Origin of the sequence: Mucilaginibacter sp. (genome assembly GCF_025362475.1) — a bacterium.
In the GTDB taxonomy this organism is placed as follows: Bacteria; Bacteroidota; Bacteroidia; order Sphingobacteriales; family Sphingobacteriaceae; genus Mucilaginibacter.
Window position 1 is genome coordinate 106,772 of the sequence record NZ_JANYGH010000055.1, and the last position, 20,889, is coordinate 127,660.

At 41.8% G+C, this 20,889-nt stretch carries 17 protein-coding genes and 1 tRNA gene; 11 read left to right on the forward strand and 7 right to left on the reverse strand.

The features are described from left to right. Nucleotides 1-60: 60 nt before the first annotated feature. The gene (glmM, locus tag Q0R88_RS17925; RefSeq protein ID WP_295718737.1) at nt 61-1,443 is read right to left on the reverse strand and encodes a phosphoglucosamine mutase; all 1,383 of its coding nucleotides are present in this window, start codon (nt 1,441-1,443) and stop codon (nt 61-63) included. A 284-nt stretch (nt 1,444-1,727) separates the two neighbouring features. On the opposite strand from glmM, the gene Q0R88_RS17930 reads away from it, so the two are divergent. Together Q0R88_RS17930 and Q0R88_RS17935 are read left to right on the forward strand one after the other, a co-directional pair. Beyond that, nucleotides 1,728-2,291, forward strand: coding sequence for a phosphatase PAP2 family protein (locus Q0R88_RS17930; RefSeq protein ID WP_295718740.1), 564 nt, complete (start codon nt 1,728-1,730; stop codon nt 2,289-2,291). Continuing rightward, nucleotides 2,291-3,007 carry a ZIP family metal transporter gene (locus Q0R88_RS17935; protein ID WP_295718742.1) on the forward strand — a complete coding sequence of 239 codons (717 nt, stop codon included), beginning with the start codon at nt 2,291-2,293 and terminating at the stop codon, nt 3,005-3,007. The genes Q0R88_RS17930 and Q0R88_RS17935 overlap by 1 nt, the downstream gene beginning before the upstream one ends. Before the next feature lie 46 nt (nt 3,008-3,053). On the opposite strand, the gene Q0R88_RS17940 is transcribed toward Q0R88_RS17935, so the two are convergent. The 3 genes from Q0R88_RS17940 to Q0R88_RS17950 all read right to left on the reverse strand — a co-directional run bounded on the left by Q0R88_RS17940 (nt 3,054) and on the right by Q0R88_RS17950 (nt 6,856). After that, a complete protein-coding gene (locus Q0R88_RS17940) occupies nt 3,054-4,118 on the reverse strand; it encodes a M20 family metallo-hydrolase (RefSeq protein WP_295719067.1) in 1,065 nt (354 codons plus the stop codon). A 311-nt stretch (nt 4,119-4,429) separates the two neighbouring features. Continuing rightward, complete coding sequence (locus Q0R88_RS17945) at nt 4,430-5,734, reverse strand: MFS transporter (RefSeq protein ID WP_295718744.1); 1,305 nt, start codon at nt 5,732-5,734, stop codon at nt 4,430-4,432. A gap of 135 nt (nt 5,735-5,869) precedes the next feature. Next, complete coding sequence (locus tag Q0R88_RS17950) at nt 5,870-6,856, reverse strand: NAD-dependent epimerase/dehydratase family protein (protein ID WP_295718746.1); 987 nt, start codon at nt 6,854-6,856, stop codon at nt 5,870-5,872. Between the two features lie 156 nt (nt 6,857-7,012). Between Q0R88_RS17950 and Q0R88_RS17955 the strand changes: the two genes are divergently transcribed. From Q0R88_RS17955 to Q0R88_RS17965, 3 genes are all read left to right on the forward strand, one after another. Beyond that, nucleotides 7,013-7,516 (forward strand): Lrp/AsnC family transcriptional regulator, encoded by a 504-nt coding sequence (locus Q0R88_RS17955; protein ID WP_295718751.1) that lies wholly within the window; start codon nt 7,013-7,015, stop codon nt 7,514-7,516. Between the two features lie 131 nt (nt 7,517-7,647). After that, a complete protein-coding gene (hscB, locus tag Q0R88_RS17960) occupies nt 7,648-8,172 on the forward strand; it encodes a Fe-S protein assembly co-chaperone HscB (RefSeq protein WP_295718753.1) in 525 nt (174 codons plus the stop codon). A 29-nt stretch (nt 8,173-8,201) separates the two neighbouring features. Then, nucleotides 8,202-8,281, forward strand: a tRNA-Leu gene (locus Q0R88_RS17965). 299 nt (nt 8,282-8,580) lie between these two features. On the opposite strand, the gene Q0R88_RS17970 is transcribed toward Q0R88_RS17965, so the two are convergent. Together Q0R88_RS17970 and Q0R88_RS17975 are read right to left on the reverse strand one after the other, a co-directional pair. After that, complete coding sequence (locus Q0R88_RS17970; RefSeq protein WP_295718754.1) at nt 8,581-9,573, reverse strand: hypothetical protein; 993 nt, start codon at nt 9,571-9,573, stop codon at nt 8,581-8,583. Then, nucleotides 9,570-10,310, reverse strand: a complete 741-nt coding sequence (locus Q0R88_RS17975) for an FAD/NAD(P)-binding protein (RefSeq protein ID WP_295718755.1) — start codon at nt 10,308-10,310, stop codon at nt 9,570-9,572. The genes Q0R88_RS17970 and Q0R88_RS17975 overlap by 4 nt, the downstream gene beginning before the upstream one ends. Before the next feature lie 188 nt (nt 10,311-10,498). On the opposite strand from Q0R88_RS17975, the gene Q0R88_RS17980 reads away from it, so the two are divergent. The 5 genes from Q0R88_RS17980 (at nt 10,499) to Q0R88_RS18000 (ending at nt 18,905) form a co-directional block, all read left to right on the forward strand. Next, nucleotides 10,499-10,822 (forward strand): hypothetical protein, encoded by a 324-nt coding sequence (locus Q0R88_RS17980; RefSeq protein ID WP_295718757.1) that lies wholly within the window; start codon nt 10,499-10,501, stop codon nt 10,820-10,822. Between the two features lie 27 nt (nt 10,823-10,849). Next, complete coding sequence (locus tag Q0R88_RS17985) at nt 10,850-12,313, forward strand: alpha-amylase family glycosyl hydrolase (RefSeq protein WP_295718759.1); 1,464 nt, start codon at nt 10,850-10,852, stop codon at nt 12,311-12,313. A gap of 208 nt (nt 12,314-12,521) precedes the next feature. Then, entirely contained in the window at nt 12,522-14,033 is a 1,512-nt protein-coding gene (locus Q0R88_RS17990) for a GAF domain-containing protein (protein WP_295718760.1), read from the forward strand. A gap of 4 nt (nt 14,034-14,037) precedes the next feature. Further along, entirely contained in the window at nt 14,038-18,507 is a 4,470-nt protein-coding gene (locus Q0R88_RS17995) for a chemotaxis protein CheB (protein ID WP_295718763.1), read from the forward strand. 23 nt (nt 18,508-18,530) lie between these two features. Further along, a complete protein-coding gene (locus Q0R88_RS18000; RefSeq protein WP_295718766.1) occupies nt 18,531-18,905 on the forward strand; it encodes a response regulator in 375 nt (124 codons plus the stop codon). A gap of 18 nt (nt 18,906-18,923) precedes the next feature. On the opposite strand, the gene Q0R88_RS18005 is transcribed toward Q0R88_RS18000, so the two are convergent. Further along, complete coding sequence (locus tag Q0R88_RS18005; RefSeq protein ID WP_295718770.1) at nt 18,924-19,496, reverse strand: biliverdin-producing heme oxygenase; 573 nt, start codon at nt 19,494-19,496, stop codon at nt 18,924-18,926. Nucleotides 19,497-19,955: 459 nt separating this feature from the next. Between Q0R88_RS18005 and Q0R88_RS18010 the strand changes: the two genes are divergently transcribed. Continuing rightward, entirely contained in the window at nt 19,956-20,882 is a 927-nt protein-coding gene (locus Q0R88_RS18010; protein ID WP_295718773.1) for a manganese catalase family protein, read from the forward strand. Nucleotides 20,883-20,889: the final 7 nt, after the last annotated feature.

Below are 20,889 nucleotides of genomic sequence, written 5' to 3' on the forward strand. Positions count from 1 at the left end.
TGTTGAATTTGTGCGTTAGTGATTTTTTTGACCTTCAATCACTAATCGTTAATTCAATAGTTAATTCAAAATTTCTTTAATATCAGCAATTATCTTATTTGCTAATCCGTTTGCAACCGTTTCTGAGTTGCCTTCAGAGTAAATACGGATAATTGGTTCAGTGTTTGAACGGCGCAAATGTACCCATTCTTTATCAAATTCAATTTTTAGACCGTCAATGGTGGAGTGAGGTTGTTTATCGTATTTTTCTTCAACCTTGATTAAAAGGGCATCGATATCCATTTCGGGTGTTAAGGTTATCTTATTTTTAGATATAAAATAACCCGGATATGACCGGCGCAAGTTCGAAACCGACTTGCCAGATTTAGCCAAATGAGTTAAAAACAGAGCAATACCAACTAATGCATCACGGCCGTAATGCAGTTCGGGATAAATTACGCCGCCATTACCTTCACCGCCAATAACCGCGTTAACTTCTTTCATTTTGTTAACTACGTTTACCTCACCTACGGCCGAAGCGTGGTATTCGCCACCGGCTTTTTCCGTAACGTCACGCAGAGCCCGGGTTGATGACAGGTTGGATACTGTGTTCCCCAAATTATGCTGTAAAACATAATCTGCAACTGCCACCAGCGTGTATTCTTCGCCAAACATATTACCGTCTTCGCACACAAAGCAAAGGCGATCAACATCCGGATCAACAGCTATACCTAAATGAGCTCTTTTATTTAAAACCTCTTTTGATAAAGCGGTAAGATTCTCTGGAAGTGGTTCCGGGTTGTGAGGGAAATTGCCATCCGGTTCACAATACAATTCGTGAATAGTATTTACCCCCAGGGCTTTTAGTAAAGCCGGTACAAAAATACCGCCTGTGGAGTTAACACAGTCAATTACTACATTAAAATCAGCTTTTTTGATTGCGTCAACATCAACCAATGGCAGAGCCAGCACAAGGTCGATATGTTTTTGCAGCCAGCTGTCATCCTGGGTTATTTTACCCAGATCATTAACATCAGCATATGTAAAATCACTGCTTTCTGCAATCTCCAATACTTCTTTACCATCGGCATCACTTATAAATTCACCATCGGCATTAAGCAATTTCAAGGCGTTCCATTGTTTTGGATTATGGCTTGCAGTAAGGATAATTCCACCTGCAGCATGTTCGCCGGTTACAGCCAATTCTACAGTAGGCGTGGTTGACAGGCCAAGATCAATAACATCGATACCTAATCCCTGCAGTGTGCCAATAACCAGGTTGTTTACCATGATGCCGGATAAACGTGCATCGCGGCCAATAACAATTTTCTTAATGCCAGATTTTTTGACCGCCCAGGCACCATAGGCCGAAGTGAATTTTACAATATCCAGCGGTGTTAAACCATCGCCAACCGCACCACCGATGGTGCCGCGTATACCCGAAATTGATTTTATAAGTGTCAAGATGTTGTTGTTTTTTTGTACCACAAAAGTAAGGTATTTAACCAATAGCAGGGTACAAATTATATTTTTCTGCAAACGTTTGCTCAGTAAAAAATGCCCAGAATAACTCAGCAAACAGCCTTATGACATTATTATAGTTTAATGAGCATAGGGTATCCTGTAGCTAAAGCATATTTACCTGTAAACCAAAATGAGTTTAAAAGTTTATTAGCTCGCTATTATAAAACTTGTTTTAAAGTATTTAATAACTTTGAGCCGAAACTATAAAATTGACAATTACATCAATGCCAGATTATATCTTACAGCTCGACCGGCATTTATTTTACTTTATCAACCATGACCTAACGAACCCATTTTTCGATTTGGTGATGCCCTGGCTGCGTAATCCTAAATTCTGGATCCCGCTGTATATTTTCATTATTGTTTTTTGTTTGTGGCGATATAGAAAGGTAGGTGCGATTATTATTTTATTGCTGGCTACAACGGCTGGTTTTGCCGATTTTACAAGCGCCAGTATAATCAAGTACAATGTTAAGCGACTTCGCCCCTGCCGCGACCCTGTTGTAGGTATTACTGATATAAACCGCATCCCCTGCGGATCGGGTTATAGCTTCCCATCAACACACGCTACCGATCATTTTGCCATGGCTATATTTTTATGCCTCGTTTTTGGAAAAAAATGGCGCTGGGTGTGGTTTTTAGCAATTTTATGGGCCTCGCTGATTTGTTTTGCACAAGTATATGTTGGTGTGCATTTTCCGGTTGATGTGATCTGCGGAGCCATTTACGGATCTGTGGTTGGTATCTTGTTTGCTTACCTGTTTAAAAAAATACAACCTGCGTTTTAATGGAGATCTGGAAAGTTTTAATATTGTTTTTAAGTGCCTCATGCGGCGGATTAGCCGTTTTTCTTTTTAAAGGTGATAACCATAAAATGCTGAAACTGGTACTCTCGTTTAGCGGGGCATACCTGTTTGGTATAACTGTTTTACATTTAATTCCTGATGCCTATCATGGCAATGATAATTATGTAGGTGTATTTATATTGATCGGTTTCCTGTTCCAGATAGTACTGGAACAATTCTCAGATGGGATTGAGCATGGTCATATGCACAGGCATACCCATGATCTGGCTATGTTTCCTGTTGGTATTATGGTGAGCCTTTGCCTGCATGCTTTTCTTGAAGGTATGCCGTTGGCGCAGGGAAACCAAAATCAATTGGTTTATGGCATAGCATTACATCATATACCAGCCTCTTTTGCTTTAGGTACCGTGTTGTTAACTAATAAACAGGGAAAACAAAAGACTGTATTTTTTATCTTGCTATTTGCTGTAATGGCGCCCGCCGGATATTTTTTTAGCAATGCATTAAGTACCGGCGATATTGGTAACCTGCAGCATTACTTTAACCGGATAATGGGTATAGTTATTGGAATATTTCTGCATATTTCCACCACCATCCTATTTGAATCAAGTGCCGATCATAGATTTAACTTGCGGAAGATGATGGCAGTGTTGTTGGGTGTTGCTATTGCGCTGGTTGGATTTTTGGGAGAGTTATAATATAAGTTCAAGCCATCCTTAAAGGACGGTCGCTTGAACTTATTGTTTAATTTATGCTTTCTAACATCTTAATATACAATTCAATACCTTCCCTTATTTCATCTACATATACAAATTCATCCGCTGTATGTGAACGTGCTGAATCACCCGGACCCACTTTTATTGATGGGATATCCAACAGTGATTGATCAGATGTGGTTGGCGACCCATAAGTTGTTCGGCCTAAAGCAATACCAGCCTGCACAATAGCGTGTTCCATTGGTATGGATGATGGTTTTAAGCGAATGGATCTTGGTTTAACATCACAATTTACATGCTGGCGAATGATCTCCAATACTTCCTCGTTACGGTAAGCATCAGTAACCCGCACATCAACCGTAAATATGCAGCTGGCTGGTACAACATTATGTTGCGAGCCGGCATTGATAATGGTTACAGACATTTTTATAGGTCCAAACACTTCTGATTCCTTTGGGAATTTGAAACTGCGGAACCATTCAATATCTGCCAATGCCTTGTAAATAGCGTTTTCACCCTCCTCGCGGGCGGCATGCCCCGCCCTGCCATGTGCGGTGCAATCAAGTACCATTAAACCGCGTTCGGCTATGGCTAATTGCATTAAGGTAGGTTCTCCTACTATTCCAAAATCCAGTTTACCCAATTCAGGTATGATCAATTCCAGTCCGTTTACTCCGGAGATTTCTTCTTCGGCAGTAGTAGCTAAGCAAAAATTGTACTTTAAGTTTTCCTTGTCATGAAAATAAAGAAACACCGCGATAAGTGATACCAGGCAACCGCCTGCGTCGTTACTGCCAAGACCAAAAAGTTTGCCATCTTCAATTTTGGCATCATAAGGATCGCGGGTATAGCCCGAATTTGGTTTTACCGTATCATGATGTGAATTGAGCAGAATTGTAGGTTTTGCCGGGTCAAAATGTTTGTTCCAGGCCCATATATTGTTTAGTTTACGATGGGTTGTTACTTCATGCTGCTGCAAAAATTCATTAATAAGATCGGCAGTACGGTCCTCCTCTTTGCTAAAGGATGGTATAGATATAAGTTGCTGCAGTAAAGTAACTGCCAGTTGAAATAAATTGTTGCTATCGGTCATAGATGTTGGGCTAACTCCCATAATGTTAAGTGGGCAAAATTAATATTTTTTATGTAACGGCGGTGATAAACGGATGGTATAAAATAACCGGGGCAGCTTTAACATTATAGCATTGAGATGGCATACATCTACAATAAAAATAAAAAATACCATCTTCCTGGCCGGGTAAGCTGGTAAGCCACAAACCAATATTTATTGTGAAAATGGTTATAAACTACATTGTTAAATCGCCTGGAAACCCGAAACACATTAGCTCTCCGGAGTACCGTTAAAAAGCTACAATAAAAAACTGGCACATCTTAAAACTCAAATTAATCCTCTTCCATTTTGGAGTGCTTTCTTGTATCGTTCATGGAAATATAGAGTACAAGGGATAAGGCAATACAAACGGTTACATACCAATAAAACCATTGTGGATGATGATGATTTTTGAATAACAGGGCGATGTATTCCGCCGTTCCACCAAACATGGATACTGCTATGGCATAAGGGAAACCTACCCCGAGGGCACGCACATTTGCAGGAAATAGTTCGGCCTTAACAACAGCATTGATTGATGTATAGCCGCTCACTATGATCAACGCGCACAAAATGAGCGCAAAAGCCACCCAAACATCTTTGGTATGGCTTAACAGGGTAAGGATGGGTATAGTACTAACTGTTCCCAATACACCAAAGCCGATCAACAGCGGTTTGCGGCCTATCTTATCTGAAAGTAAACCAAAAACGGGCTGAACAAGCATAAAAACAACCAAGGTAAGTGTTGATATTAATGTAGCGCTGGCTTTGCTAAAACCCGAACTATTTACCAGGAACTTTTGCATATAGGTGGTAAACGTATAAAAAGCCAGGGTACCACCAATGGTTAAACCAATAACAGTAAGTACGGCCTTTGGGTGTTTGGCTAATGCGCTTATGGTACCATGCATGGAGTCACTTTGATCTTTTTCTTTGGTGAATGATGCCGATTCCTGCAAGTTGCGCCTGAGATACATGGTAATAACGGCTAAAAAAGCTCCTATGCCAAAAGGGATTCTCCACCCCCAGTCATGTAATTGTTGTTCGGTTAAAAATGCACGTTGCAATAAAATGAGTACGCCGAGGGCAAGCAACTGCCCCATTATGAGCGTTACGTATTGAAAACTGGAATAAAAACCCCGGCGCTTTTTGCCCGCAATTTCACTAAGGTAGGTGGCACTGGTGCCGTACTCTCCTCCTACGCTTAAACCCTGGATGATACGGGCTATCACCAATAAAACAGGAGCGGCAACACCAATAGATTTATAGCCAGGTGTAACAGCGATGATGAGCGAGCCTACACTCATTAGCAATACTGATGTTGTTAACGCTGTTTTGCGGCCGCGTTTATCAGCAAATGTACCCATCAACCAACCACCAATTGGGCGCATTAAAAAGCCGATAGCAAAAATACCGGCTGTGTTTAATAACTGTACAGTTTCATTTTCCTTAGGAAAAAAGGCATCCGAAAAATAGAGGGAAAATGCCGTGTAAACATACCAATCATACCACTCAACCAAATTACCCAACGAACCTGCAATAATTGATTTAATACGGCCACCCGTTGTTTTGGGAAGCGTTATGGTAGAATTAGTCATATTTTAGATGGGGTATGATCAAAGCATAAATGTAAGAGATAAATTTAATTCAAACCGCTTATGTAAATGATTCTGTTGTCAATTTATCCCCTTCTGCTAATGGTCACTACCGCCACCATAAATTGCCCCTTATGATCAGTGCTTGCTCATACCAATGGACGAGGAACTACTCCCCTCATAGTTGCCAAGGTTTTGCAGCATATCGGCAGTCATGCTTTTTAGGTCATAAGCCGGAGCCCAGCCCCAGTCATTCGCTGCCTGCTGGTCGTCAATAGATTCGGGCCAGCTATCCGCAATAGATTGTCTCATGTCCGGTTGGTACGTTATCGTCAAAGGCAGAAGAGTATTGATTTGCGCGGCTAGTTCTGCAGGCGTGAAGCTTATCCCGGCAAGGTTATAGGAAGATCGGATAGATAAATTTTCAGCGGGCGCATCCATTAGTTGCAAAGTGGCCCTAACAGCATCTGGCATATAAAGCATTGGCAGTCGCGTTTGCTCACCCAGGTAGCATTCGTAATAACCCTTGCCTACCGCCTGGTGGAATATATCAACAGCGTAATCAGTTGTACCTCCGCCGGCTTGTGCAGAATGACTAATCAACCCCGGATAGCGCAAGCTGCGTACATCCAGTCCGTATTGTTTATGATAATACCGGCACCAATGCTCTCCGGCTGCTTTGCTTACCCCGTAAACAGTAGTTGGTTCAATAAGAGCATACTGGCCGCAAAGCTGTTTAGGCGATTCCGGCCCAAAGACAGCTATACTGCTTGGCCAAAAAACTTGCTGTAGCTTCTCCATACGGGCAACTTCCAATACATTAAGCAAGCTTTGCATATTCAAATCCCATGCACCCAGCGGATTTTTTTCGCCATTAGCAGATAATACCGCTGCAAGATGATAGATATGGGTAACATTCAAACTGGTTACCAATTTTTGAAGTTCGTGCGTGTCCAACACATCAAGGCGGAAATACGGACCTTCTGCGGAAGAAGTTTCATCAATGCTACGGATATCTGTAGCTATCACCCGCTCGCGGCCATATTTATCCCGCAATACTTTTACCAGCTCCGTACCAATTTGCCCACAGGCTCCTGTAACCAGGATAATCTCTTGATGATTCATTTATATAGGATAATAGTTGCGTCAAAATTCACATTTACAATAATATATTGCTACTTAATTTTTTTATTTGGTTTATTTAATCTAAAAATAGGTTTTTTAGGGTTAAATAGTGCGTAATTAATTAAGTTTGATTGTTAATGTGGAAAATCTAATCATATGCTTCATCAACTCGATAACACAGATATCAGCATCCTGAAGATATTACAGGAGAACGCTCGACTCACTAATCAGGAAATAGCCGACAAATTGCACAAAACAGCCTCACCCATATATAGAAGAATTAAACGCCTGGAGGAAGAAGGTTTCATCAAAAAATATGTGGCTGTGCTGGATCCAAAAAAAATAGACCGCGGTTTGATGGCCTTTACCCATGTACAGCTTAAAGATCACTCCCAGGATAGTTTAAGAAATTTTGAACAGGCCATTATTCAGTTACCAGAAGTATTGGAATGTTATCACATGACAGGGGCTTTTGATTTTATATTGCGTGTAGCCGTAAAGGATCTGGATGCCTATCACCAATTTCTGATGCATGAATTGTTTGGCATCATGGCCATCGGGTCGGTTCAAAGTACGCTGGTGATGAAACAATCTAAACATGAAGCCGCGTTTCCTATAGATGTACCGTCGAATCCTTTTCCTTCTGCCGGTAAAAGTTAAACGGGTGTAATGAAAGTAATTGCTGAGGGTTACTGTTGCTCCTGTTTGAGGATTTATTAGAATTTGATGGGTTAATGATGTTCCAAGCACTGAAATTCGTAAAAGCGGATATTATTAGTGAAATTCGTGTTATGAATTATTTTGAGTTTTATGGCATACCCGAGTCTTTCCATATTGAACCGGCTACGCTAAAAAAAAAGTTTTATGAGCTAAGTAAACTTTATCACCCCGATTTTTATGCCGGAGAAGATGAAGCTAAACAACAGGAAATATTGGAACTATCCACCCTAAATAATAAAGCTTACCAAGTTTTAACCGACCCGGCGCGCAGAATGGAGTACATTTTAAAGCTGCATGACCTGGTTTCTGAGGGTGCAAAACCACAATTACCGGCAGATTTTTTAATAGAAATGATGGATATTAATGAACGCCTGATGGAAGTTGACGACTCGGGAGAGTTAGGATCTATAACAGCGGAAGTGCTTGCTATTGAGGGGGATATTAATGAAAAATTATCCGGATTAACTGCGGGTTATACCAAGCTTGACCATAGTGCGCAGGAAGAACGCCGCATAAAAATTGCAGATATTTATTATAGACAAAAATATTTGTTGCGAATTAAAGAGAGTTTAGATACATTTGCAGCCCGCCTGTAAGGGATCAACGATCACATTACAGCATAGTAGCCCAGCTGGCGGAATTGGTAGACGCGCTGGTCTCAAACACCTGTGGGAAACCGTGCCGGTTCGACTCCGGCGCTGGGTACTAACCAGAATCTGGTTAGAAAATTGAAGGGGTTGCTTGTAAAAAAGCAACCCCTTTTTTATTGACTTTCAGTACGTTATCATAGAACGCTGGATGGATAAAAGCGGTTCTAAACATACCATTACCATAAGTTTGATTGCCAAGCAGGGTTATTACGTTTAACTTGGATTATATCCGCGATGTATCGGATAATGACCTGTAAAAATCATAAGCTATTGCCTCCTCTTTACTAATTTGTTTTTTTGTATTCTGTAATTGGCGCAACGGTTCAATCAGATTAGTTTATCCACTTTCGTGAATTATTTTGGGGCGTTAAATACCTCGGTTAAGGATTTTATAACCAGCGCTGAAGCCGCTTCTCCAAAATCAAGCCCGGAATAATCCGGGTTAAAGCCGCCGATAAAAGGTACTGCCATAATATAGATCCGTTCATTAAAAGCATTATATTCATCTACCACCTGGAATGAATCATTAATCGTGATACCGGGAACATTCAGGTAATACCTGCCGTCACTATCGGTTTTAACTTTTTCATTGCCTTTATCATGCAAAGTTTTCCCATAGTTTTGATCCCGGAAATATAACCTGGCCCGGCTTACCGTTTTATTGTTGATCAGGCCAGGAAAAGGCAATTCTTCAAATGATAAATGCGGCTGTCCGATACAATCTACAAAAGTTTCAAATGCCTCATGTTTTTCCTGTCCGTCTATGCTATAGTGATATATAATACCGCCTGTTTCTACGGGTTCTACTTCGTTATCATCACCAACCGCAACAATATCCAGTACACCCGCTTCGTGCATAGCCAGCATTTCCGCCGCTGAACTTTGTGGCACATAAGCGATCACCACGGAAATCAGTGGCATCAACACTTTTTGTAGCCGGAGCATATCTTCTGCACTAAAATATTTGGCTGGGTAATTCATAGCGAAGCTTAACACGCCCAGCATTTCTTTCCAATAGATCGACACCCTGCGCTTAATTGATTTTTCTGCCTCAGCATATTCTGCTGCTAACAATTGGAATGGGTCCAGCTTTTCCCGGAGCTCCATTACATCGTTTACAAAATCCTCTAAAGTGAAATCTTTGATGCGCTCATAAAACTCCCGATCATTTTCTTTTATACCCTGCCTGAAATTCTTATCGAAAACATAATCGAGTGGCAAAAATCCATCATTGGCTGCTCGTACACTTTTGATTTCTTCCGCAGTCAGCACGGTATTCTTTCCAAAATGCGAGTCTTCTAAATGAAAACGCAATGCCGGCAGCAGGCCATTCCTGGAATGCATCACGATTTTAAAATTCGGTGTATCAGTTTGACCGTGTAGGTGAGCTTACTATTTTTATCTTTAGCAAAATCACCGTTGTAACGTCCCAAGGTCCTGATGGCGTCAACCGCCGTAAGTGAAGAACCACGTACAGCTATTGGGTGGTCAGCTTTAAATCCAAGCTTGACCGGCGGGTATGGTGAATCAAAATAGCCCGGGATCTTTCCCTCATGTTTTTTGGGCCATAAATGGCCGGTGCAAATCACGATTGCATCAAAGTCACGCTTCTCCTGGTCATTCGCAATTACCGTGGTAATTTTGGTTTCTTTATCGTCAATGATATCAGCCACCTCTGTATTAAAGAGAATATTGGTTTGAATACCCTTATCCTTGGCTATCTTTTCCAGCATTTTAAATTGAGCTGTCAAATATTGACCAAATAGCAAACGGGGCAGTGTTTTGTATTCATTGAACCGAGAGGCATCAATATGGAATTTATCTAAAGTGTCCTTAGGTACTGTGTTGATCCAATCCGCAATTGAAGTAACAATTTCAGGGATCTCATTGCCGGATACATTAGTGATATGTTCATCATTAGCCCCTTCCATACTGTAAGGCATACCCTCGCCTAAGCGGCTTCGCTTCTCAAAAATTGTGATCTCCATATTGGGGAGATCTGCATCCACCAATCTTTTATAAATAAAAAGCGCGCTCGGGCCTCCGCCTAAAATTCCGATTTTAAAGTGTTGATGTGTTGCCATAATCTTAATTTTTGAATTCGAGCTAACAACATGTGTTCCAAACAAATGTGTGAGGCAGTGACGAATAAAGTTTTGCTCAGGGAAATACATTTTAGTGTTGAACTAAATAATTTAAGCTTCCTGATACTTGTGTAAAAAATTGGTCAGTTTTTAAACAATTTGTAGAAATAATCCTTTTATAGCTCGATATGGAAACGAAAACATTAACCCCGGGAAATAAGGTCGCCGGAATGGGCGCGATAATAACTGATAAAGGCACTTACTTCAGGGTTTGGGCACCAAACGCAGAAGCTGTATTTATAGCCGGAAGTTTTAACAATTTTGACAAGGGGGCTTGTCCATTAGAAAATGAAGGCAATGGTTATTGGGCGGGATTCGCTGAAAATGCCAAAGCTGGTGATGAATATAAATACTTCCTTCAAACTCCTTTTGGCGAGTTTTTTAGGAATGACCCCTATGCCCGGCAGATGACCAATTCTGTGGGTAACGGCGTGATCTACGACAGTAATTAGTTCTATTGGGGTAATGCAGAATATAATATGCCTTCCTGGAATAAATTGGTGGTATACGAGCTTCACGTTGGCACCTTTAATGTGAAGGAAGAAGGTAAGCCCGGCGACCTTTACGGCGTGATCGAAAAACTACCCTACCTGAAAGATCTGGGCATCAATGCCATTGAGGTGATGCCGCCCTTTGAATTTCCCGGTGATTTTTCCTGGGGCTATAATCCCTCCCAGCCTTTTGCTATAGAATCAGCATATGGCGGGCCGGATGCATTCAAGAGCCTGGTGAAAGCTGCCCATGAATTGGGCATTGCAGTAATTCTCGATGTGGTTTATAATCATTTCGGCCCAAGTGACCTTGACCTGTGGCAGTTCGATGGCTGGTCTGAAAATAATAAAGGCGGCATCTACTTTTATAACGATTGGAAATCAGAAACACCCTGGGGAGATACCCGCCCGGATTATGGGCGTGCAGAAGTTCGCCAGTACCTGCGTGATAATGCTATGATGTGGCTGGAGGAATACCAGGTAGACGGGTTACGCATGGACATGATCCCATATATCCGTAACGTTCATGCAGATGAAAGTCCGGACAGCATGCTGGAAGACGGTATGAGCTTATTGCGGTGGATCAACAGCGAAATTGCTGAAAAATTCCCTTGGAAACTGACCATTGCAGAGGACCTGCACGGCCTTGATGAGATAACGGATAAAGTGGAAAACGGTGGACTGGGTTTTGGCGCACAATGGGACGGCGATTTTGTACACCCCGTTCGCAACGCCATTATCGCACCCGAAGATGAGGAGCGCGATATGTTTGCCATGGAAGCAGCTCTTATCCGGCGCTACAGCGGCAATCCTTTTCACCGGGTAGTTTACACCGAAAGTCATGATGAAGTGGCAAACGGTAAGGCCCGGGTAGCTGAAGAAATCGCTGATGGTGACGTCAATAATTACTACTCAAAAAAGCGTGCTTCGCTTGGGATGTCTATGGTGTTAACAGTGCCCGGTATTCCCATGATCTTCCAGGGTCATGAATTGCTGGAGGATCAATGGTTTTCGGATACCGACCCGATCGACTGGAAACGAAAAAAAGAATTTAACGGCTTCGTTAACCTGCACCGCGATTTGATACGCTTGCGTTTGAATTATAATGGACAAACCGATGGGCTAAGCGGGGAACATTCAGAAGTAATTAGAGTGGATAATGAAAAGAAAGTCTTGGTTTATCAGCGCTGGCAGGAAGGTGGTGCAGGCGATACCACCGTGGTCGTATTGAATTTTTCAGGGCAGGCCTATGAAGATTACCGTATCGGTATGCCTGATCTGGGGCTTTGGAAAGTTCGCTTCAACAGCGATTGGGAAGGCTACGATAAGGAATTCGGGGATTTTAAGGCTTTTGACACGGAAGCAGAGCAGCTGGAATGTGACGGCTATGCGCAATCTACAAACGTTGCCGTAGGTGCTTATTCAGCTATCATTTTGTCACAGGATAAATAATGTTAATTTAAATTATTAATAAATATTAAATTATTAAACAGCGCCGGGTGTAAAGTAAAGACTAAGGGTTTATGTAGTAATAAAGTTGCCTTTAAAGGATAATTTGTTTCTTTCTAACTAAAAATCTAACTTTACTTTACATCCGGCTCGTCCTTTTAAACATTTAAAACTTGTTCAAGAAGGCTGTTTATTTATAGAATAAGTTTATATGTCTAAAAAAAAATATGACTCGGACTTCTGTGGAAGTCTTCCTTTAAATCACATTAACGTTATTCAATCTTACGGCTATTTGCTGGTGGTCGAAAATCACACCTTCAAAGTTTTACAAGTCAGTGAAAACGCGGTAGAATTATTTGATAGGCCTTTACAGGAGATCATCGGGACGTTGCTTGGTGAAGAATTTGATCTAAGTCAGTTGAAGGAATTGCAGGGCCGTTTCGAAACTAAAGCCAATCAAAAAATTCCATTTACCATCATGATTAGCCACCGGAAAACTCCGGTATTGGCTCATTTCAAACCCGGCTATATCATTCTGGAAGTGGAGAAAAGCGAGGTGGAATATGAACGCACTTTCACCAAGGTTTTTGAAGAGGTGAAATATGCCATGGCGGCAATCGAATCAGCTTCATCGGTCATCGAGGTGAGCCAGGCTGCCGTCCATGAATTACGGAAAGTGACGGGCTTCGATGGCATTATGATGTACCGGTTTGATGATGACTGGAACGGTACCGTGATCGCTGAAGAAAAGGTAGATGAGCTTGAAAATTATTTAGGTCATACCTTCCCCGGTTCTGATGTGCCCAAGCAGGCGCGCGACCTTTATTTAAAAAATCCCTATCGGTTGATACCTGATCGTCAGTACGAACCGATCAGGCTGTACCCGGTGGTTAACCCGGTAACTAACGCGTTTATCGACCTTTCTGACTGTAACCTTCGTGGCGTTGCCGCCGTTCATCTGGAATACCTGAAAAATATGAACGTCAAAGCGTCCATGTCTTTCCGAGTGATTGACAATGATAAATTATGGGGCTTGATCGCCTGCCATCATATTGAGCCGCTCTATCTTAATTTTGAGTTGTGCGCAATATGTGAGTTGATCTCCTCGGTAACCTCTAACCGGATCGCTAGTATCCTGCATAAAACAGCACGGGAAATAGAAAGTGATCTCCAAAATCAGCAAACTGAACTTTTCGCTCAGGTCTATACGCTTAATGATATCAACAAAGGCTTATTAAATGCCGGGGGTAATAATTTAATGCACTTACTCCATGCGACCGGCGTCGTTTCAAATTTCCAAAACGATTATCAGCAGATCGGCGCTGTGCCTGACCGGGACATGATCGAAAACTTGTTTCTTTGGCTTCAAAATAAGCAGGTTGAAAAGATTTTTTATACCGATCACCTGCCGGAACTTTTTGAAGAAGCTTTACCTTATCCTGAATTGGCGAGCGGCCTTTTAGCTATTCCCCTCAATCTTGAAAGCGGCGAATTTATTATTGCTTTTCGGCCTGAAGTTGTTCAAACTATTAACTGGGGTGGCGATCCAAATAAAACGATCAATTTTGAACCAGATGGTAAGAAATATCATCCCCGGGCATCTTTTAAGATTTGGAAACAACAGGTAAATAATACTTCCAGTCCATGGTCTAAACAGGAATTAGCAGTTGCTGAAAACTTGAGAACCTTTTTATATGAACTTATCACCAAATCTAAAGGTTAATTAAGTGACTGATATTAAACAAGATTATTTTCTGGGTGCCAGGTCCGCAGAGCTTTGTGTGGTAGCTATTGGCGCGTCAGCCGGTGGTTTGGAAGCAATCAATGAATTTTTTGACCATATGCCGGAGGATTCCGGGCTTACCTTTATCGTTATCCAGCATTTATCGCCGGATTATAAAAGCTTGCTGGTAGAATTGGTGGCAAAACATACCACTATGCAGGTTTTCGAGGCAGCTAACGATCTGAAACTTCAGCGCAATTGTATCTATATCATTCCGAATAAAAAGTTGATGACCATTAAAGGTGCTAAGCTTAAACTGGCCGATAAAATAGCTGACAAATCCCCGAACACTGCGATCGATCATTTCTTTTTTAGTTTAGCCCAGGATAAAAAAGATAAAGCGATTGCCATTGTATTATCGGGCACAGGCACCGATGGTTCTAAAGGAATTGCGGCAATCAAGGAATTCGGCGGAACGGTTATCGTGCAGGAACCAACTACGGCAAAATTTGATGGTATGCCCAATAGTGCAATTACCTCCGGTAATGCAGATCATATCGCGGCACCAAAAAAAATGTACCTGGAACTGGAATCTTTTCTGAGTAAAAGAGCTGAACCGGAATTAAATGAGGACAATTTCGATAATGTTGTCCTTAACGAATTATTTCAGCTGGTAAGTGCCAGCAGTGGTCAGGATTTCGACCTCTATAAAACACCAACCATACTGCGGCGGATCGCACGGCGGATGAATGTGGTGGAAGTTGCCGATTTGAAAGCTTATGTAGAATTCCTAAAAGAAAATGATAAAGAAATTAAACTTTTAGCCAAAGATTTCCTGATCAATGTGACCAAATTCTTTAGGGATAAGCCAGCGTTTGAGATTATGGCGAAAGATATCATTCCGGAGATTATAAGTCATAAAAAAGACGGCGACCTGTTCAAGATATGGGTTTGCGCCTGTAGTACTGGTGAAGAAGCTTACACTATTGCGATACTGATCGATGATTGTTTGGATAAGGCCGGGAGGCACCTGGACGTCAAAATCTTCGCCAGTGACCTCGATGATGCTAGTATTGAAGTGGCCGCAAAGAACAGCTACCCGTTGACCATCGCCAAAGAAATCCCGTCACCACTACTGAAAAAGTATTTCATAAAAGACCGTACCTCCTATTCTGTTATTCCTGCGATCCGTAAACAGATCGTTTTTGCCAAGCATAACGTAGTAAAGTCGCCACCTTTTATTAAGAATGACCTGATCACCTGCCGCAATATGCTGATCTACATGAATAATGTGTTGCAGCAAAAGATCATGGCGACTTTTCATTTTTCCTTACTGAAAGAAGGTTATTTATTTTTAGGTTCCAGTGAAAATGCTTCGAGCATAAAAGATGGAATTACGGAGATCAACGGCAAATGGAAGATCTATCAGAAAACGGGAACCATCAATTACGGGCTACATCACACTTACACAACAGTTACGCCGCTGATCAAAAAAGCACCGGAGAAAAAAGAGGTTAGCAATGCCTTACCTGAAAATACGGTGGAGCAGGATTTTTTAAATCTGATCGTTGAAGAGTTTGATTCGGTTGCGGTATTTATTGACAAAAATTATACAGTCCGGGATACGATAGGTAATTACCGGCAATACCTTAATCTACCGGAAAAGAAGATCGATCTGAATATATTGAACCTGGTTAGCCGCAACGTCGCCGTGATCCTGAATACCGCCATTCGTAAAGCCTGGAAAGAGAACAAAAAAACCTACTTGAACAAGATCAGGATGAGCCGGGCTGGTGAGGATGTGTTTTTGCAGATCACCGTAAAGCCACCCGAGCCTGCCTCAGTCCATGGCTATACCATTCTGATGCTTACGGAAAGTAAAGCTGAGCCGGGCAACAGGGAGGGCATTGCACTTTCCCCGATTGGACCGGAAGATCAGCAGGAACATTTACTGGAGGTGGAAGCGGAACTGATCGAAACCAGATCAAATCTCCAAATGGCTGTCGAGGAAATGGAGACCACTAATGAGGAACTCCAGTCCAGTAACGAAGAACTGATGTCGGCCAATGAGGAATTACAATCCGGTAATGAGGAGTTACAGTCTTTAAACGAGGAGTTGCACACTTTAAATACGGAACATCAGGCTAAGATCAGGGAACTGGTTGAGTTGAATGATGATCTTGATAACTATTTTAAATCAACCGATATTGGCCAGATCTTTATTGACAGCAACCTTAATATCCGCAAATTTAACCCGGCAGCTATCAAGCTGGTTAATCTGATCAACGCAGATATTGGCAGGCCAATCAACCACATTTCCCGTAACATCCAGTACGACAATTTTATCAATGATATTCACGCCGTTTTAGCAAACGGTTCTACCATTGAAAAGGAAATAGAACTTATAAACGGGGCGACCAATCTGATGCGTATTATGCCTTATATCCGCAAGGATAGGCAGAAAGACGGCGTAATAGTTTCCTTTATTGATATTTCCAGAATTACGGAACTCAGTAACATTATTTCCGGTGTATTTAACGCCAGCTCTGCTGCTATATTTGCTTTTAAAGAGATTCGCGAGGACGGCAAAAAAGTATTAGATTACAATTGTATCGCTTATAACGAAGCTGCGCTATCCTTACTATCGCAAACAAATGCTGAGTTCGACGCAAATCCTTCCTATAAGTCACTAGGGCTCATTTCAGGTACGATAAGTTTGGATAAGCTATTTCATGTTGTTGATACCGGCAATCCTTTACAATCCGAACTCCAGGTTGCTGATGGCAATTGGTACCAGGTACTGACGGCAAAAATGAATGACGGTTTTGTAATGAGCCTGACCAGGGTAACAGAAAGAAGAAACGCAGAACAAAAACTTCGTAAAAATTACCAGGAATTGATCACTGTGCGTGAAGGCCTTAAAACGCTTAACCTGGAATTGGAAGACCGGGTGAGTGAGCGAACCCGAAAGCTGGCCGAAAGTGAGGAACGGTTTAACCTGGTGGCTAAAGCGACCAATGATACCATCTGGGACTGGAACCTGGTAGACAATACGATGTGGCGGAGTGAAACTTTTGTCAGCATGTTTGGCTATGAGCGGAATGAAGAGGCCAACTCTATTAATTTCTGGTACGACAAAATTCACCCCGAGGACCGCGAGCAGGTTAAACAGAGCGTCAATGAGGCCATTAACAGCCATCAGAAACAATGGACTTCGGAATACCGGGTTCTGAAAGCCGACGGTGATTATGCGTTTATTTTGGACCGTGTCAGCATTTTGGAAGATGAATACAGTACGCCATTCCGCTTAGTAGGTTCTATTGTAGATGTCACCGCCCGAAAGGAAGCAGAGATCCGCCGTATCGAATTGCTTGACCTGATTAAAAAACAGCGCGACGAATTTTACAGCATCTTTAATAACGCGCCGGCCTTGATCACGATCAGGCGGGGTACGGATCTGATATATGAATTTGCCAATTTATCTTTCCGCGAATTTGTTGGCCGGGAAGAGTACATCGGTCGTAAGTCGGTAGATGTGCATAACGAATTTAACCAGCTGGAGCTTTCAGCAATTGAACAAAAAGTGATCACCAATGGCGAAGCCTATATAGGTAAAGCCTGTCATTTAAAGAAAAAAGCTCTGGGAGATAATGATGTGGAGGACTATTGGTTTGACCTTATCATCAACCCGGTATATGCGGCTAACGGAGAAATAGATGGCATTGCTTTTTTCGGATTTGATGTAACCACTTTGATCCGTGCTAACGAGGCAACGGAAGAGCTGATGCACAAAAAAGATGAATTTATGAGCATCGCCAGTCACGAGTTGAAAACACCCGTTACCAGTTTGAAAGGATCACTGCAGATCTTGCAGCGAATGGCCGTCAAATTGGAAAAGAACGACCAAATGATTTCATTCATTGAGAAAGCGGCTAAACAGACCGGTAAACTGACCGTGTTGCTCGATGATCTTTTGGATGTAACCAAAATCCAGGAAGGTAAACTATTATTGAATTATAGCCGCTTTGATGCCTGGAGCATGGTCAAAGAAAGCGTGGACGAAGTACGGGTTCAGAGTCATTCCCATGAATTGATCATTGATGGCGACGAATGTATCATGGAGATCAGTGCTGACCGCATCAGGTTAGAACAGGTGATGAATAATTTTCTGACAAATGCCATCAAATATTCTCCCAATGGTAAAAAGGTGGTCGTTAAATGTGCTATCGTTAAGAATGAATTTCGGGTGGATATACAGGACTTTGGTATCGGTATACCTAAAAGTAAAAAGGATTATCTGTTTGACCGGTTTTACCGGGTGCAGGAGTCATCTACGCACTTCGCCGGTTTGGGTTTAGGATTATATATCACTGCGGAGATCGTGAAACAGCACCACGGTACTTTAGGCGTGGAAAGTAGCCCGGGTGAAGGTTCGACCTTTTGGTTTTCCGTGCCTATTCATGGGGGGCATTAAATTTTAAAAGGTATATTTTATATATGAATTCAACAAACCGCAAAATCATAATATTTGATGACGATGAATATGTTGTATCAATCTGCCAGTATATTTTAGAAGAAAATGGCTGGGAGGTTCATTTTTATACGGACTGTATTAATGCAATTGAGAAGGTTTCGGCAGTTATGCCTGATATCATCCTCATGGATAACTGGATTCCTGATGAAGGCGGAATTGTTACCACTCAACTATTAAAAAGTTCGCCTGCTTTAAAAAACACACCGGTAATTTATTTTTCCGCCAATAATGATATCCAAGCTTTAGCCAATACTGCCGGAGCGGACGAATTCCTGGCTAAGCGATTTGATCTGGAAGATTTAGAAAGGATTATTGAAGCTTCTTTGAGAAAGGATTAGACCCAAGTCTTATTAAAATTACTGTGTTTTATAATGAATATCAAACCATTCGCTAAATTTCTGAAAAGTTTGATTAGCGGAATTGATCACCTGTTCATTTGTCTCCGGTGAATTCAATTTATCTAGCGCAGATTTAAAAGAAGCCCACATCTTCATCGTATCATCCCCATACCCGTTAAAAAAAGAGGTAGCGTAATTTTCAGCAATACCTAATTGCTTACCCAGCATCTTCTTAATGATCTGGCCACCAAGCGTTGAACCTTCCATGACATATAAAGCACCTAAGGCTTCTGCCGTATTGGTAATGTTGGGCAAATGGTCATCACTGGCGAACATTGGAGTTTTGGCTTTAAGAATTAGCAGATCAGAGGATAGCAAAACCGCCTTCCTTCTTTCAATATAATCAGGCAATGTTTTAGCGCTGATATGTGGATTGATCAAATTTTCCAATCCACCAAAATAGCTGTAAAATAATTGCAGCAACAAAGCATAATCTATTACACTTTGCATAGACCGCATTTTACCGACCAGTTTTTTTTCCAGTTCCTGGTGCTTAACTAAAGTTTGTTCTTTTAATTTTTCTGACAGCATGTGATACGGCTAAGGTAAAGGTTTTTGCTATCGTATCACTATCTTCTTCGGTTAAAAAGCGTAGCAGATCGTACAATAAGGAACCATCTCCGTACAAAGATTGACCAGCTCATCCACAAATTCTCTTTTAAAATTACTTTTGTAGCGAACATTCCGCTGCCCGGTTTGGCTGTATTTAACCTGCTGGATATCCGGTCGCCACAGGGCATCTGTGCAGTCTATGAACTTTAATGGAATAACCTTTGATGTCCTGCTGATATTAAGACAGGGAGGTCTTGTCCATGAAATAAGTTTTTTACTGCGGCAGCCCAGGGTGACGCCAATCAAAAAATTTAAGACATAAACTGTGCCGTTGTTTAATTATTTAAATTATCGTTATAATATATTTATTTAATTAAAAAGTAGACTTTGGACTTAAAATTGTATGTAGGTTAGTTCACCATATAAAAATCTATAACTATGTTTCACCACGTCAAATCTCTACAATTCAATGCCAGGGTTTCCCGCCCTGATCCACGCTTTGCAAACCTTTTATTGGAGCAATTCGGTGGAGAAAACGGAGAGCTGGCCGCAGCCATGCAGTATTTTACACAAGCATTCGGCGCGAAGGTGCCGCACCCCGACAAATACGATATGTTGATGGATATCGCCACCGAGGAATTTAGTCACCTCGAAATTGTCGGCGCTACTATACAGATGTTGTTAAAAGGGGTCAATGGCGAATTAAAGGATGCCGCTGAACAAAGCGAGATCATGGTAGCCATGAATGGGAAGGCTGAAAAAGAAAGTGTTATCCATGCCGCTCTTTCTGCCAATCCCCAATTCCCGATCATAACCGGTGGCGGTCCAACGCCAAGGAATAGCCAGGGGATTCCCTGGTGCGCGTCATATATCAATTCAAACGGCGATCTGACAGTTGATTTACGCACGAATCTGGCATCTGAATCAAGAGCCAAATTGGTTTACGAGCACCTGATGAAATTTACGGATGATCCATATATCCATGAAACACTTTCTTTCCTCATGACCAGGGAAGTGACCCACTACAAAATGTTCGAAGCAGCTTTAAATAGCATCCAGCCCAATTTTCCTCCGGGCGTTCTTGCAGCAGACCCTCGTTACTTGCAAAACGTTTACAACTTATCGGAAGGCAGCGTTCGTGGCCCTTGGAACGAAGGTGAGATAAAAGGTATGGGCAAAGATTTTGTCTACATAGAAAAACCTTTAGAGCAGGTTCAGGAAACTCAGGGCCAGACCAAACTGGCTGATGATTTCAGCAAGGAGTTGAAAGATACTGAAAAACTGGACAAGGAAATGAGCGCTGTAAAAAGTGCCGAAGTGAAGGATGCTGAACCAAGAGGCGTAGCACAATGGAGTACCTATTAATCTTATA